This window comes from Candidatus Berkelbacteria bacterium, assembly GCA_016187225.1.
In the GTDB taxonomy this organism is placed as follows: domain Bacteria; phylum Patescibacteriota; class UBA1384; order JACPKC01; family JACPKC01; genus JACPKC01.
Genome location: JACPKC010000010.1, coordinates 260,868 through 276,632, shown reverse-complemented (window position 1 = coordinate 276,632; position 15,765 = coordinate 260,868). Strand labels below are relative to the sequence as shown.

The following is a 15,765-nucleotide window of genomic DNA, read 5'->3' as shown; positions in this document are numbered from 1 at the left end:
ATGACCGAAGAATCCATCGATCCAAATATCGGGCAAGTAGAGTCGCGAAGCATCGCGCTTGAAATGAGCGAGAGCTATCTCGACTACGCTATGAGCGTAATTATTGCGCGCGCTCTCCCAGATGTGCGTGATGGTATGAAGCCAGTTCATCGGCGAGTGCTTTATGCCATGCACCAAATGGGCATTCGTGCCCGAACCAAGCATACAAAATGCGCTAAAATCGTCGGGGAAGTTTTAGGTAAATTTCACCCGCATGGTGACCAAGCCGCCTACGACACGCTCGCGCGCATGGCGCAAGATTTTGCGATGCGTTATCAGCTCGTTGATGGGCAAGGTAACTTTGGCTCGATGGACGGTGATTCACCGGCGGCGATGCGCTATACTGAGGCGCGCATGGCGCCTTTGGCCGAAGAGATGCTGGCCGATATCGAAAAAGAAACAGTCGATTTTGTTCCAAACTACAATAACGAGCTTTTAGAGCCAAAATATCTTCCCAGCCGAGTGCCAAACTTACTTCTCAACGGCGCCGTTGGAATCGCGGTTGGAATGGCAACGACTATTCCGCCCCACAATTTGCGCGAACTCGTGGCTGGCATTACAGCTCAAATCGATAACCCAGAAATCACCATTGACGAATTGACCGAATTCATTCAAGGACCTGACTTCCCAACCGGCGGAACAATCTATGATCGTGAGGATATTAAAGCCGCGTATGCCACAGGCAGAGGCAGAATCGTGATGCGCGCCAACGCCTTAATTGAAGAGAAAAAAACAGGCGGTCAGCAAATTATTGTCTCGGCTATTCCTTATCAAATCAACAAAGCCGATTTAGTCACTAAGATCGCCACGCTCGTCAAGCTAAAAAAAATCGAAGGGATCGCAGATTTGCGCGATGAATCGGATCGCAACGATGCCGTCAGAATTGTGATCGAGCTTAAACAGACTGCCTATCCAAAAAAGGTTTTAAACAGGCTTTATGAATTAACTCCTATGCAGACCGCGTTTCATGTGAACATGCTGGCCTTGGTTGATGGTATTCAACCACGCGTTCTCTCACTCAAAGATATCATTCAAGAATTCATCGAGCATCGCCGTCAGGTTGTGCGGCGCCGCACGGAATTCGATCTTAGAAAAACCGAGCAACGCCTGCACATTCTTCTTGGTCTTAAAACCGCGCTCGATCATATTGACGAAATCATTACTTTAATTCGTGAAGCCGAAACGCGCGAAACTGCACACCAAGCGCTAAGGGAACATTTTTCGCTGACCGAAATTCAAGCCAATGCAATTCTCGATATGCGCTTAGTTGCCTTAGCTGGTCTCGAGCGCCAAAAAGTTTTGGATGAAATTCTTGAAAAACAAACTCTCATTGAAACACTGAAATTAATTCTAGGTTCCAATGAGAGAGTGCGGGCAATCATTAAAAATGAACTCCAAGAAATTTCCCAAAAACATGGTGACGATCGCCGAACAACGATTGTCCCGACAGCCATCGGTGAGTTTTCAGCCGAAGATTTAATTCCGAATGAGCAAGTTGTGATTGCTCTCACTACTGAAAATTACATTAAGCGTGTCCCGATTGGGGCGTATAAAACTCAACATCGTGGCGGCAAAGGCATCGTTGGCATGACAACCAAAGAAGAGGATCTGGTTGCGCAACTGCGGGTCGCTAACACTCATGATGAAATTTTATTTTTCACCTCTAAAGGTCGTCTTTTTGCCTCTAAGGTTTATGAATTGCCAGCAACTTCACGTCAGGCCAAAGGTACGCCGATTGTCAACATTATTCAAATCGCGCCTGACGAAACGGTAACTGCTCTAATTACATTAAGTCCAGCTCAAGAAAAATCTGGCACATACTTTTTTATGGGTACGCGTTTGGGGAGTATTAAAAAAACCGAAATTGATGCTTATCGAAATATCCGCAAATCAGGCATCATCGCAATTGGGCTCAAGCCGAATGACGAGTTGCGGTGGGTCAAGATCACCCGTGGCACCGATAAAATTTTCATGATCACGCGCCTTGGGCAAGCGATTCAGTTCGAAGAGACGGACACGCGGCCAATGGGCCGTGGCGCCGCAGGTGTTCGAGGAATTCGATTGCGCGGTGAAGATGAAATCATTGCGCTCGATGTGGTTGAGGAGGGGTGCGACGTTCTTGTGGTGCTTGAAAATGGCTTCGGCAAACGAACAAAAATTGAACAGTTTGGCCTTCAAAACAGAGGTGGGATTGGCCTGCGCGCCGCACGCGTTACTAAAAAAACTGGTCCGGTTGTTGCGGCCGAGTTGGTCAAACTTGATGAGGGTGAAATTGTGATGATTTCAAAACATGGCCAAACAATTCGTCTGCCTTTGCGAGCTGTCAAACGTTTGGGGCGTAATACTCAAGGAGTTACCCTCATGCGCTTCAAGGAAAAAGATGATGGCGTGGCGTCGATGGCGGTTTTCCTTGAACAATAGGTTCTTTCCTAGTATACTCCGCAACGATGTTACGAAGATCAAATAAAAGAAAATTTAGTAAAAAAGAACTGCGAGCCCAACGCAAACATGATACGGATACGCCCACCGAAGTTGTTTCGGTGCCAGCAAAAACTCGGTCTCAAGTTAAGATCGAAATTCCACGTTTGATTACAGTTGCCGAGTTAGCCAATCTTTCGAGCCGCACACCAGCCGAAATTGTTGGCGCCCTCATGCGAAACGGCGTTTTGGCAACCGTCAATGATTCCATCGATCGCGAGACTGTTGAAATTATTGCCGATGAGCTCGACCTAGAGATTCATGCTGAATCCCAAGTTGTGCCTTCAATGCAAAAAATATCTGGTAAGGCTCAAAGTGAAACTCGACCACCAGTCGTCGTGGTCATGGGGCATGTCGACCACGGCAAAACGACTTTGCTCGACGCGATTCGGAAAACGAATACTGTTGCCTCTGAAGCAGGCGGCATCACCCAGCATATCGGCGCTTACCAGGTGCAATGGACCGATAATCAAGATCAGATTCGCCCGATCACTTTTATTGACACGCCGGGACATGAGGCGTTTTCAGCTATGCGAGCGCACGGGGCAACTATCACCGACGTTGCAATTTTAGTGGTTGCCGCCGATGACGGCGTTAAACCTCAAACCAAAGAAGCGATGAGTCACGCCAAAGCGGCTAATATCCCAATTATTATTGCTCTTAACAAGATCGATAAAAAGGAGGCGAATCCTGATCGAGTCAAAGGCGAATTAGCCGAACTTGGCTTGGCGCCGGAGGATTGGGGCGGAAAAACTCCTTTAGTGCGAATCTCCGCAAAACACAGCCAGGGCATTGATGACTTGCTGGACGTTGTTCTGCTTGTCGCCGATCTGCAGGATTTGCGCGCCCAAACCCAGGGTCAAGCCGAAGGTATTGTCATCGAAGCGAATAAACAACAAGGAGTTGGACCTGTGGCAACTGTTCTTGTCCAGTCCGGTGAACTAAAAATTGGCGATGCGATTGTGCTGGGACCGATCTTCGGCAAAATTCGAGTGATGGAAAATGAGCGCGGTCAACGTTACACCAAGGCCGGTCCCTCAACGCCGGTGCGAATTGCCGGTCTCTCTGGTGTGCCAGCTTTCGGCGAACACTTAAAAGTTTGCCAAAACGAAAAAGAAGCGCGCCAACTTGCCCAAAAAGCAGGTTTAAAAAAGCGCTTAAAACACGTCACTCATCAAAGTCAAGAAACAGAAAAAGAACGTTCGCTTGCAATCATTGTTAAAGCCGACGTTGACGGTTCCCTGAAAGCCATAAAAACTTCTCTCGAGGCGATCGAGATTCCGGATGTCGAAGTGAAAGTTATCTTAGAAGGCGTCGGCGACGTGACTGAATCAGACATTAATATCGGAACGTCTCTAGGGCAACCTTATATTGTGGCTTTTCGCACTGGCGCCACAGTAGCCGCGCGTCACCTCGCGCGCACAAACAATATCGAAATTCACTCTTATGATGTTATTTATCGTTTGATCGAAGATGTTCAAAAGAGCGCTGAACATTTGCATCTGCCCATCCAGATTTTAACCGAAATAGGTCGACTCAAGGTACTTAAAATTTTTCGCACGACTAAAACTCATCAAATTTTAGGAGGTCGGATCGAGCAAGGTAGGATCGTTAAGAGCGCACGAGTGACGATCCTTAGGGAGAAAGAAATTCTTGGCACTGGCATCATTGAAAGCGTACAAAAAGGCCAGGAAGCAGTGGCTGAACTGCATGCAGGCGAGGAGTGTGGCTTAGGCATCTCAACGACTGAAACAATTCAAATTGATGATGTGCTTGTCATTGAACTAGCAGAGAAGGCATAATAAAAGACAATGGATTCAAGCCGGGGAGGGGTTCTGGAAACGATTGCTACGTTCGCACTGTTTAACTGGAATTCGCTAGTTGATATTTTAATTGTGGCGACAATTTTCTACGGTCTCTATCTCCTGATCCGACAGACGCGCGCCGAGCGCATTTTATATGGAATAGTTATCTTGGGTCTGTTTTATTTCATAGCTCAATACTTGAATCTAATCGTTCTCAACTTTCTACTTCGTTCACTTGTGACCGTAGCTTTAGTCGCTATTCCAATCGTTTTCCAGCCGGAATTACGTTCAGCCCTAGAACGCTTGGGCCGCGGCGAATTAGTGCCGGGATTTTTAGGGCAATCTAAAGAGGCTGTTTCAAATATCGTTACCACTCTTGCCCAAGCAACTCTTAGGCTTTCACAAAATAAGATCGGAGCCTTGATTGTTGTTGAGCGCCAAACAGGGATTAAAGATTTCGCAGATAGCGGGGTTCAATTGAATGCCGCAATTTCGCAGGAGTTGTTGCTATCAATTTTTTCTCCGAAAACACCTCTGCACGATGGCGCAGTGATTATTCGCGGTAACAAAATTGTCGCGGCAAGCGCCTTCCTGCCTCTCGACAATGAGACAATCGATCGCTCTCTAGGCACCCGCCACCGAGCCGCTCTAGGGGTTACAAAAGACACTGACGCGGTTGTCATTGTAGTTTCTGAAGAGACGGGCGGAATTTCGATTATTCATCGTGGCAAAGTTTCTAGGCCGGATCGCGATCAAGTAGAACGTCGACTCCTTCAGTTAATTTTACCAAGGACGATGAAATGATTCACTGGCGATTAGGACGAGATAGGATTGCTCAAATTCTATGTTTAGGCTTCGCGCTTTTCTTGTGGCTCATTGTCAGTAGTAGTCAACAGAGAGTTGCTTTATTCCCAGGTGGCATTCCGATTACACTCGAAAACATCCCAACTGGGTTGATTCCTCTTATGGAAGAAGAAAAAGTGCAAGTCACTATCAGCGCCGAACCGACACTCTGGCAACAATTCAATCCTAATTCCTTTGAAGCCACGGTCGATCTTTTTAATGCTCAAGCGGGCCTAGTGGATCGACCGATCCAAGTGACAAGCAAGTTGAATAATGTTGATATTTTACGCATTGAACCGGATCGTCTGCTTTTGCGATTGGAGCCGATTGAGACAAAAGAAATCCCAATTCGGATTCAAATTGAAGGCGAGCCAGCGGACGGTTTTGCGACCGGCGACATCACCATTTCTCCAGCGACCGTCCAAGTTGCAGGTGCCATGAGCCAACTTAATCAAGTCACGGAAGCGCTTGGCAAACTGGCATTGAATGGTGAACGCGATATTGTTAAGCGTCAAATTGAAATTCACCTTCCAGAGACGCTCGACCTTTCCAAAACTTCACTCACCCTCGCTCAACACGAAGTTGAAGTAACTGCTTCGATTGTACGAGCGAGTAACGTTAAAACAGTTGGTGTCACGGTTCAGACCCAAGGCCAACTCCCCGGCGGCAAGGTCATTGAATCTCTAAGTGTCGCGCCGAGCGTCGTCACTATTAATGGCGCGCTTGGGGCGCTAGCTCAAACGCGATCTTTGACAACAACAGCAATTGATCTCTCAAATTTAAATGAGAGCAAAACTTTCGAATCGACTCTTGAGCTACCAGCCGGCATCCGTCTAGTTGAGCCACCGGTCAATACCGTCTCAATCTCGGTTGAACTTGGAACGGTGGGGCTAACGCGATCTTTTTCAGTTCCAATTCATCTGACAGCTCCAACGGCTGGCTTAGAAATAATTTCAATTGCGCCAACATTAGCTGAGGTTCAAATTCACGGCTCAATTGATCAGCTTGCGAAGCTCAAAGAAGATCAAATTTTATTTGAACTCACGCTTCCGGTCACGCTTGAATCTGGCAAGCAAACACTCCTTATTGGCAAAGAGCAAATAAAAGTTCCAAGCGGCTTAAGTGTGGTTGGCGTCTCACCTCAAACTGTGGTAGTTGACCTGGGGAAAACCTCCAACTAATACCTGAATTTGACCAAACTCGCAAACTTGGTAAGAATGTTTGCAACAGAGGAGGCGGTATTTCTCCGCATCGACATGTAGTCTTTTTTTGCCTAAGCGCTCTTGTAATTGGTTGGAACCTTTTTCAAGCCGACCAAAGTCGTTTTGTGTACGCTTCCAGCGCTCAACAGCAATATTTGAATTTTGAGCCGATCCTGGCCAATGGCATTCTTGCCTCGCTCGACCAATACACGCCAATTATCAATGAAAGCAATGTCGACTTAAATCAGTCGATTGATTCAACTATGAATTCGGGTTTTGTAGGACGCGAAAACGTCGAAAATCAATTTGTCACAGAGGCAACTAAGCTTGAGACCCAGTACTCTGTCCAAGATGGCGATACCATTACCGCAATCGCAGATAAATTTGGCCTGCACGTTGCGACAATCGCCGAACGCAATAACATCAGCATCGACGAGATCGAAAAAATTGCGCCCGGCAAAATTTTAATCATTCCCCCCACCGACACAACGGATTCTAAGAATTGGTTAGTGCAGTTGAACCAAAAGAAGGAAGAAGAACGGACTCGAAAACTAGCTGAAGCCAAGAAGCAAGCTCAAGAACAAGAACGGCGCTTGGCACGAGGAAAAACGACAACTCGTGAGCGTGTATCGGGCGGCTTTAGCGGCTCGGTAGGGACGAACTTTATCGTGCCAATTGCCCACAACGGCATCACGCGTGGTGTCTCGCGTTTCCATATGGGCATCGATTATCGAGCAAATGAAGGCACCAGTGTTAAGGTTGCGCAAACCGGACGCGTGATTGAGGTCACGAAGGGTTGGGCCGGTGGTTTCGGCATATCAGTGTTAGTTGACCACGGCGGCGGACTCACAACGCGCTACGCCCACCTTTCAAGGGTAGCTGTTGGTGCCGGCGAAGATGTCTCCCAAGGTCAAGTAATTGCCTATTCTGGGAATACGGGATTTTCAACGGGTCCGCACTTACATTTCGAAACTCGGCGGAATGGTTCTGTTCTCACACCCTTTTAAGTGTTAAACTGCCTGGCATGTTTATCGATGAGGCAGAGATAAAAATAGAGGCAGGACGAGGCGGAGACGGCGTCGCCTCATTTAGGCGTGAAAAATTCGTTCCTAAAGGTGGGCCAGATGGCGGCGATGGCGGAATAGGCGGGAGTGTTTATTTTCGAGTGAGAGAAAATATTCATGGTCTAGCCGCTCATACTGCGACTCGATTTTACAGAGCAAAAAATGGCGAGGCGGGCAGACCTAAAAGACAATCGGGTAAATCCGGCGCTAATTTAACTATCGACCTCCCGCCAGGCACACAGATTTATGAGTTGGACTCGAAAAATCAAGCTAAATTTGTCGTCGATCTTGTAAGCTCCAGCGCTTCGTTATTTTGTATCGCGCGGGGTGGCCGGGGCGGATTGGGGAATGTGCACTTTGCCACAGCTACTCACCAGACACCAAGAGAATTTACACTCGGACAAGCAGGCGAGAAGAAACACCTGCGGCTCATTGTTCACCATCTGGCGGATGTCGGTTTAATCGGTTTGCCAAACGCTGGCAAGTCAACTTTACTTGCTCGCCTAAGCCAGGCTCGTCCAAAAATTGCTAACTATCCTTTTACTACACTTGAACCACATCTTGGTGTTGCCGAATTCGATAAGACTCGCTTTGTAATGGCGGACATTCCGGGTTTGATCGCTGGTTCGGCCGTAGGTAAAGGCTTGGGACACAAATTTTTGCGCCATCTTAGCCGCACAAAAATTTTGGTTCATCTTATTAGTTTGCAAAATGCGGACCCAGACAGAGCCTATGCTCAAATTCGCACTGAATTAAAAAACTTTAACCCAGACCTAATCGCGAAGCCTGAAATCGTAGTCCTCTCTCAAGCCGACACATTGCCGAAAACAGAACAACTAAAACGGAAAATCAAAATTAATTCATTTCATCCAATCGTTCTAAGTAGCGTTTCAGGCCAGGGTCTGAACGAATTGCAAAGCCGAATTGCCAAACTCCTAAACTTGATTAGAACGTGAAATATACCTTCTTTGATACATTCTTTCGTTTCCGCACTCGCCTATCTTTACAGAAAATTGGGGCTTGACAAATTTCATCTTGCTGATAGTATCTTAACTAAATCACAATTATTGCGTCGAAAGAAGAGAGTGGCGCCTAGAGGATCCAGAACCTAGACCTGGAGGAAAGTCGTTGTACGTGCGACTAATTTTTGTGTTCACGGACAGTTTTCTAGCTATTGAATGGCGAGTTGGAGAAATCAATGCCCAGAACTCAATATAAAGAGCTTCCAATCTCAATTGCTCTACCTGATTTAATTGAGATTCAAACCGCTTCCTATGATTGGTTTTTCCGCGAAGGTTTGCGTGAACTGCTTGATGAGATCTCGCCGATTGAAGATTTTACTGGCGAAAATTACACTCTTGAGTTTGGCGAATACACTCTCGATCAACCAAAAATCACAGAGTTAACCGCTCGATCTCGCAACCTTACCTACAAAGCTCCGCTTCATTGTAAAGTTACACTCAACAATAAACTGACTAAAAGGATAAAAAAAGGCGACGTCTATTTAGGAGACTTTCCGATCATGACGGGTCGCGGAACATTCATTATTAATGGCGTTGAACGGGTTGTGGTTTCACAAATTGTTCGTTCCTATGGTGTTCTTTTTAGCGCCGAAGAAGTCGCTGGTCGAAAACTTTTTGGCGCAAAGATTATTCCTTCACGCGGAGCTTGGCTAGAATTTGAGACGAGTGGCCGCGATGTCATTTCTATTAAGATCGATCGAAAGCGAAAAATTCCGATTAGTACTTTCTTGCGAGCAATCGGCGGTTTAACGAAAGCGCAAATTCAGCAAGCATTTCAAGGTGTGGATACCGACGAAAATCATAGATACATTGAAACCACGCTCGCACGCGATATCACCGCTAGCTATGAAGACGCTCTCGTTGAAGTTTATAAACGCATTCGACCTGGTGACCTAGTAACCGCCGAAACCGCTAAAAGTTTTCTTGAAACCATGCTCTTCAACCCCAAGCGTTATGATTTGGGTCGAGTTGGGCGTTATAAGCTCGACCAACGACTCAATCTCGAGCCGATAAAAAATGGTCAAAATCGGATTCTACGCCTTGAAGATGTGATTGAGGTTATCCGAGAAATTATTCGACTCAATAATGATCCGATAGCCAAAGCCGATGACGTCGATCACCTCAAGAATCGCCGCGTGCGAGCTGTTGGTGAACTTCTTCAAGGGCGCTTGCGGGTTGGACTTTTGCGAACCGAGCGGATCGTCAAAGATCGCATGTCAGTTGCCGATCCAACTGCTCTTACGCCAGCTTCGCTCGTAAATAATCGCCCGATTGTTGCGATCCTGCAAGAATTCTTTGCGAGTTCGCAGATGTCTCAGTTTATGAACCAAACCAATCCGCTGGCAGAACTCGAGCACAAGCGCACCCTGAATGCGACTGGACCCGGCGGCCTTTCACGTGAACGGGCTGGTTTCGAAGTGCGCGACGTTCATGCTTCTCATTACGGTCGTATTTGTCCGATCGAAAGCCCCGAGGGGCCGAACATTGGCTTGGTCGGTTATCTCGCAAGTTATGGACGCGTTAATCCATTCGGTTTTATTGAAACACCCTATCTAAAAGTTGTTCAGAAGGGTAATAAATACGCGGTTAGTGATGAACTCGTCTATCTTGATGCCGCTTCTGAAGAGGGTTCGGTGATCGCGCCATCTTCTTCGCCCCTCGATAAATCGCGCTGTTTTACAGTTGATCGCCTGTACGCGCGGCGCGCCGGCAAACCAGAGCTTGTTAGTGTTTCCGAGATTCAATATGTTACCGTTTCACCCAAACAAATCGTTTCAATTTCCACGGCGCTGATTCCCTTTGTTGAAAACGACGACCCGGTTCGAGCGATGATGGGCTCAAATATGCAACGCCAAGCGGTTCCTTTGGTTCGACCGCAGGCGCCGCTGATCGGGACTGGTCTTGAAGGACCAGCCGCCGTGAGTTCTGGAAGTGCAGTGGTAGCTCGTCGCGCCGGCAAGGTTGTGTATGCAAGCGCGGATGAGATTCTCATTGAAGGCAAAGGCGAAGCAGAAAAAATTCAAGATCGCTATCGGCTTGATAAATTTGTTCGCTCTAATCAGGCAACATGCATCAATCAAAAACCGCTCGTTGAAGTTGGCGACACGGTCGCACGCGGCGATGTTTTAGCCGATGGTCCCTCGACCCAAGGTGGAGAACTAGCGCTTGGGCAAAACATTCTTGTTGCCTATATGTCGTATAACGGACTTAATTACGAGGACGCAGTTATCATTTCAGAACGTCTCGTCCGCGAAGATCGTTATACTTCAATTCACATTGAGAAATATGCAATTGAAGTTCGAGACACCAAGCTCGGCCCAGAGGTAATCACGCGTGATATTCCCAACGTCGGCGAAGACGCGCTTGCCAATCTAGATGAACAGGGGATTGTCCGAATTGGCGCCGAAGTTTCAGCCGGCAATATTTTGGTCGGCAAGATTACTCCGAAAGGTGAGACTGAACTCTCAGCCGAGGAAAAACTTTTGCGAGCAATCTTCGGCGAGAAAGCGAAAGATGTTAAAGACACCTCACTTCGCCTCTCGCATGGTGAGCGGGGTAAAATTGTTGGAATTAAAATTTTCTCTAAAGAAGCGGGTGACGAACTCTCAACTGGTGTTTATCAGATTGTCGAGGTCTCGGTTGCCCAACTACGAAAAATTTCGGTCGGTGACAAACTCGCCGGCCGACACGGCAACAAGGGTGTAATTTCAGTTATTCTGCCCGAGGCAGAGATGCCGTTTCTGCCCGACGGCACACCAATTGACATCATTTTAAGTCCGTTAGGCGTCGTTTCGCGGATGAACCTTGGACAAATTCTTGAAACTCATTTAGGGTGGGCGGCGCATAAACTTGACCAAACGATCGCTTCACCGGTCTTCGAAGGTGTTAAAGAAGAAATTATCCAGTCCGAACTGAAGAAGGTTGGTTTACCCGAAGATGGCAAGATTCAGCTTTACGATGGCCGAACTGGCGAACCTTTTGATCAAACTACCACCGTTGGCTATAACTACATTCTCAAACTTATTCACTTAGTCGACGATAAAATGCATGCCCGCTCGATCGGTCCATATTCGATGGTAACTCAACAACCTCTTGGTGGTAAGGCGCAATTTGGAGGCCAACGGTTTGGTGAAATGGAAGTTTGGGCACTCGAAGCTTACGGCGCTTCACATACTCTCCAGGAGCTGTTAACAATTAAATCTGACGACGTTGTTGGGCGCAGTAAAGCTTATGAGTCCATCATTCGCGCCGAAGAAATCCAAAAACCTTCTATCCCTGCTTCCTTCTATGTCTTGGTTCGCGAATTGCAAAGCCTGGGTTTGGACATCGAACTCTTAACACCCCAGGGCGAGCGTATCGACCCAAGTACGGCCTCTCGCAAGGCTCCTCAAATGGCCGAAGCAGAGACTAAAACCGCGAGCGTCGATCAGGACAAGGAAACAACTGAACTCCTTGCAGGGCAAGAAGAAAATCCGCCCCAAGCAAGTGAGACTGAAGTCATGCCAGGTGATGAGGAGTAAGCAATGGTAAACCTAGCTCAAAAAGGCAAACGGACAAATGAAAGTATTCTGCGCCTCACGGATTTTAATTCAGTCAGAATTTCTGTCGCTAGCCCCGAAAAAATTTCAGCCTGGTCATACGGCGAGGTTTTGAAACCGGAAACAATCAATTACCGCACTCAAAAACCTGAACGAGACGGCTTGTTCGACGAACGAATTTTTGGGCCAACAAAAGATTGGGAATGTTATTGCGGCAAGTACAAAAAAATCCGCTATAAGGGTGTCATTTGCGACAAGTGTGGCGTCGAGGTTACTCGATCTTCAGTTCGGCGCGAACGGATGGGACATATTGAGCTCGCTTCGCCAGTTTCGCATATCTGGTACGTTCGCGGCATCCCGAGCGCTTTAAGCCAGCTTCTTGATCTTTCGGTCGCTGACCTAGAAAAAGTGATTTACTTTGCAGGCTTTATTGTGCTTGAAATTGACGAAGAATTGCGCTCCGAGCTTTTGATCCAGCTAGAAGGTGAGTATCAAGAATTGGTTGGAGATAGTCAATTAAATGACACTCAAAAACGCGAGATTGAAACTGCCTATCGTCAAACTAAACAAGAGCTTGCTTCTCTCAAAAAGTACACGATCTTATCCGAAGAAAAATATCAACAGATTTCGCTTAAATACGGCAATGTAATTCGAGTAGGAATAGGCGCCGAAGCGATTCTAGAGCTCTTGAAAGAACTTAATTTAGACGCGATCATGAAAGATTTGAGCGCAAAAATTGAGGAGGCGGGTGAAACAGTTCGCCGCCGTTATGTAAAACGCTTGCAGTTATTGAAGCAAATTTCTTCAGCGGGTATCAAGCCTGAATGGTTTGTCATGACGCGAATTCCAGTGATTCCACCTGATTTGCGTCCAATGGTACAGCTCGATGGCGGACGTTTTGCCGCTTCGGATTTGAATGATCTTTACCGCCGCGTTTTGAATCGCAATAATCGTTTGAAAAAGCTTCTCGCGCAAGGCGCACCCGAGGTGATCTGCAGGAATGAAAAACGAATGCTTCAAGAAGCAATCGATTCTCTGATCGATAATTCAGCGCGACGTGGTCGAGCTGTCAACGCCGGCGCCACGCAACGTCGTTTGCGTTCGCTGTCAGATATGCTACGTGGCAAACAAGGACGATTCCGTCAAAATCTCTTGGGTAAACGCGTCGACTACTCGGGGCGGTCGGTCATTGTGGTCGGTCCGGAACTCAAACTTAATCAATGCGGCTTACCGAAAACAATGGCGCTTGAACTTTTTAAACCCTTCGTTATTAGTCGTCTAATTCAGGAGGGCTATATTCAGAATGTCAAAAACGCCGCCCGGCTGATTGAACGCGGCGCGCCAGAAGTTTGGGACGCGCTAGAACAAGTTACAGCAGAAAAATTTGTGCTTTTGAACCGCGCGCCGACTCTGCATCGCTTAGGCATTCAAGCTTTCAAACCAGTCCTAATTGAAGGCAAGGCGATCCAACTTCACCCTCTCGCATGTCTAGCTTTCAACGCCGACTTTGATGGTGACCAGATGGCTGTCCATGTGCCGCTTTCAAGCCAGGCGCAATGGGAATCGTCAGAGATCATGCAATCAAAAAAGAACCTGCTCAAACCCGCTTCGGGCGAACCGATTGTCACCCCGCGACTCGATATGGTTTACGGCGTTTATTATCTGACAACTTTTCAAGAAAACGTGCGTGGTGAAGGTAAAGCCTTTTCAGGCAAAAATGAGACAATTTTAGCCTATCAAATGGGAAACTTGCACATCCGCGCTAAAATCAGAGTTCTCTTAGCGCCCAAGGAAGGCGCCACGCCTAAAATCATGGAAACATCGGTTGGTCGGATTCTTTTCAACAATGTTATTCCAAAAGAATTGCGTTATCTAAATGAATCGATGGATGCCAAGGCGCTCAAAAAACTTATTTTCCAGTGTTTTAAACTTCTCGGCGGTGACGCGACGGCCGAGACAGTTGATAAAATTAAGAAAATCGGCTTTGAACACGCTTTACTTTCAGGCATGTCAATCAGCATGAACGACATCCAGATCCCAGATGCTAAATATAAGATCGTTCAAGAGACTCGCTCGGACCTCGAAAAAATTCAAGAACAATACCACTTTGGCCTCATCACAGATGATGAACGCCGCATTCAAACGATTCGACTTTGGGAAAAAGCGCGAGACTTAATTGGCGCGAAAGTCGTCGAAGGTTACGACGTAAACGGGCCGGTTTTCATCGCGGTTAAATCAGGCGCGCGCGGTTCGACTACCCAGCTCAATCAGATGGCCGGAATGAAAGGCTTGGTGGTTAATCCAAGCGGTGAAATTATTGAGACTGCAATTACCTCCAACTTCAAGGAAGGTCTGACAGAACTTGAATATTTCACCTCAACTCACGCGGCCCGAAAAGGAAAATCGGATACCGCGCTTCGGACCTCGGATTCAGGCTACCTCACCCGACGGCTAGTCGATGTTGCTCAAGATGTAATTGTTGAAATTGCCGATTGTGGCAGTGACACCGGGATCGAGGTAAAACGGGCTGATGCCGATGAACTTAATATTGACTATGCTTCGCGCTTAATCGGTCGATTTAGTTTGCAAGCGATTAAAGTCACTGGCAAAAAAATCATCGATAAAGACCAAGAAATTGACGAAGTCGCCGCTCGCTTGATTACTGAATCCGAAATTGAAAGTGTTAGCGTGCGTTCACCCTTGAATTGTCGAGCTGAATGGGGTTTGTGCCAAAAATGTTATGGGCGCGATTTGGCAACCGGTGAATTGATCGAACTTGGTGAAGTGGTTGGCATCATGGCCGCCCAAGCAATTGGCGAACCTGGCACTCAACTCACGCTCGATACTTTTCATTCAGGCGGTGTTGCAACGGGTGAAGATGTAACTACAGGTTTGCCACGAGTTGAAGAGCTGTTTGAGGCCCGTTCGCCCAAAAGCCCGGCAATTATGAGTGATATCGAAGGCGCCATACGTATTAGCGACCGAAAAAATGGCACCATCATTAGAGTCGCTTCCGAAGAACTCCGATCGGAAACACATGATATTCCTGAAGGTTACGAGATTATTGTAAAGGATAATGAGCTCGTTAATCCTAAACAAGCGATCGCTTCCGCAATTGACAAAAAAGCGCTCCGAAGCCTCCTGGGCGGCAAGGTGGTTCTCAAGGGAAAAACAGTTATGATTCAGGCAACCGAGCCACTGGTGAAAGAGTATCCGCTTACCTCAACTCAAAGCGCCAAAGTTAAAACCGGTGAAAAAGTCATACGCGGTCAAGCACTTACCGAAGGGCACCTGGATTTGCAAAAACTTTTGGAATATCAAGGATTAGAAGCGGCGCGAAAATACATTGTTCACGAAATTCAGCAAATTTACAGTTCTCAAGGTCAAGAGGTGAATGATAAACATATAGAGATTATTCTCCGTCAGATGTTTTCTAAAGTTCAGATTCTTGACGGCGCCGATTCAAAATATCTAATGGGACAGATTATAGAGAGACGGTCTATTGAACGAGAAAATGAGAAGCTTAAGGTTAAAGGCAAAAAACTGATTCGTTTTAACGATACTTTGTTTGGTGTAACCAGAATCGCTCTCACAACTGATAGTTTTTTGTCAGCGGCGTCATTTCAAGAAACAACCAGCGTATTAATCGACGCCGCCGTGCGTGGCGCCATCGACCCACTGCGCGGGCTTAAAGAGAATGTAATCATTGGTCGCCTGATTCCCGCCGGAACCGGCTTTCGTAAGCGTCTCAAAGAAAAAGCCAAACATTGACC

Annotated in this window: 8 protein-coding genes; all 8 read left to right on the top strand. The window is 47.0% G+C overall.

What is annotated here, in order from left to right; all coding sequences use genetic code 11:
- The 8 genes from gyrA to rpoC all read left to right on the top strand — a co-directional run bounded on the left by gyrA (position 1) and on the right by rpoC (position 15,763).
- Positions 1-2,460 carry a DNA gyrase subunit A gene (gene gyrA, locus HYW32_04230; GenBank protein MBI2590196.1) on the top strand — a complete coding sequence of 820 codons (2,460 nt, stop codon included), beginning with the start codon at positions 1-3 and terminating at the stop codon, positions 2,458-2,460.
- A gap of 26 nt (positions 2,461-2,486) precedes the next feature.
- On the top strand, positions 2,487-4,319 hold the full coding sequence (locus tag HYW32_04225) for a translation initiation factor IF-2 (GenBank protein MBI2590195.1): 1,833 nt from the start codon (positions 2,487-2,489) through the stop codon (positions 4,317-4,319).
- Between the two features lie 9 nt (positions 4,320-4,328).
- Positions 4,329-5,126, top strand: coding sequence for a TIGR00159 family protein (locus tag HYW32_04220; GenBank protein ID MBI2590194.1), 798 nt, complete (start codon positions 4,329-4,331; stop codon positions 5,124-5,126).
- Complete coding sequence (locus tag HYW32_04215) at positions 5,123-6,346, top strand: hypothetical protein (GenBank protein MBI2590193.1); 1,224 nt, start codon at positions 5,123-5,125, stop codon at positions 6,344-6,346. The genes HYW32_04220 and HYW32_04215 overlap by 4 nt, the downstream gene beginning before the upstream one ends.
- Before the next feature lie 146 nt (positions 6,347-6,492).
- A complete protein-coding gene (locus HYW32_04210) occupies positions 6,493-7,374 on the top strand; it encodes a LysM peptidoglycan-binding domain-containing M23 family metallopeptidase (GenBank protein MBI2590192.1) in 882 nt (293 codons plus the stop codon).
- A 17-nt stretch (positions 7,375-7,391) separates the two neighbouring features.
- Positions 7,392-8,387: a GTPase ObgE gene (gene obgE / locus HYW32_04205; GenBank protein ID MBI2590191.1), complete on the top strand. Its 996-nt coding sequence runs from the start codon at positions 7,392-7,394 to the stop codon at positions 8,385-8,387.
- Between the two features lie 242 nt (positions 8,388-8,629).
- Complete coding sequence (gene rpoB, locus HYW32_04200) at positions 8,630-11,974, top strand: DNA-directed RNA polymerase subunit beta (protein MBI2590190.1); 3,345 nt, start codon at positions 8,630-8,632, stop codon at positions 11,972-11,974.
- Between the two features lie 3 nt (positions 11,975-11,977).
- A complete protein-coding gene (gene rpoC / locus HYW32_04195) occupies positions 11,978-15,763 on the top strand; it encodes a DNA-directed RNA polymerase subunit beta' (protein MBI2590189.1) in 3,786 nt (1,261 codons plus the stop codon).
- Positions 15,764-15,765: the final 2 nt, after the last annotated feature.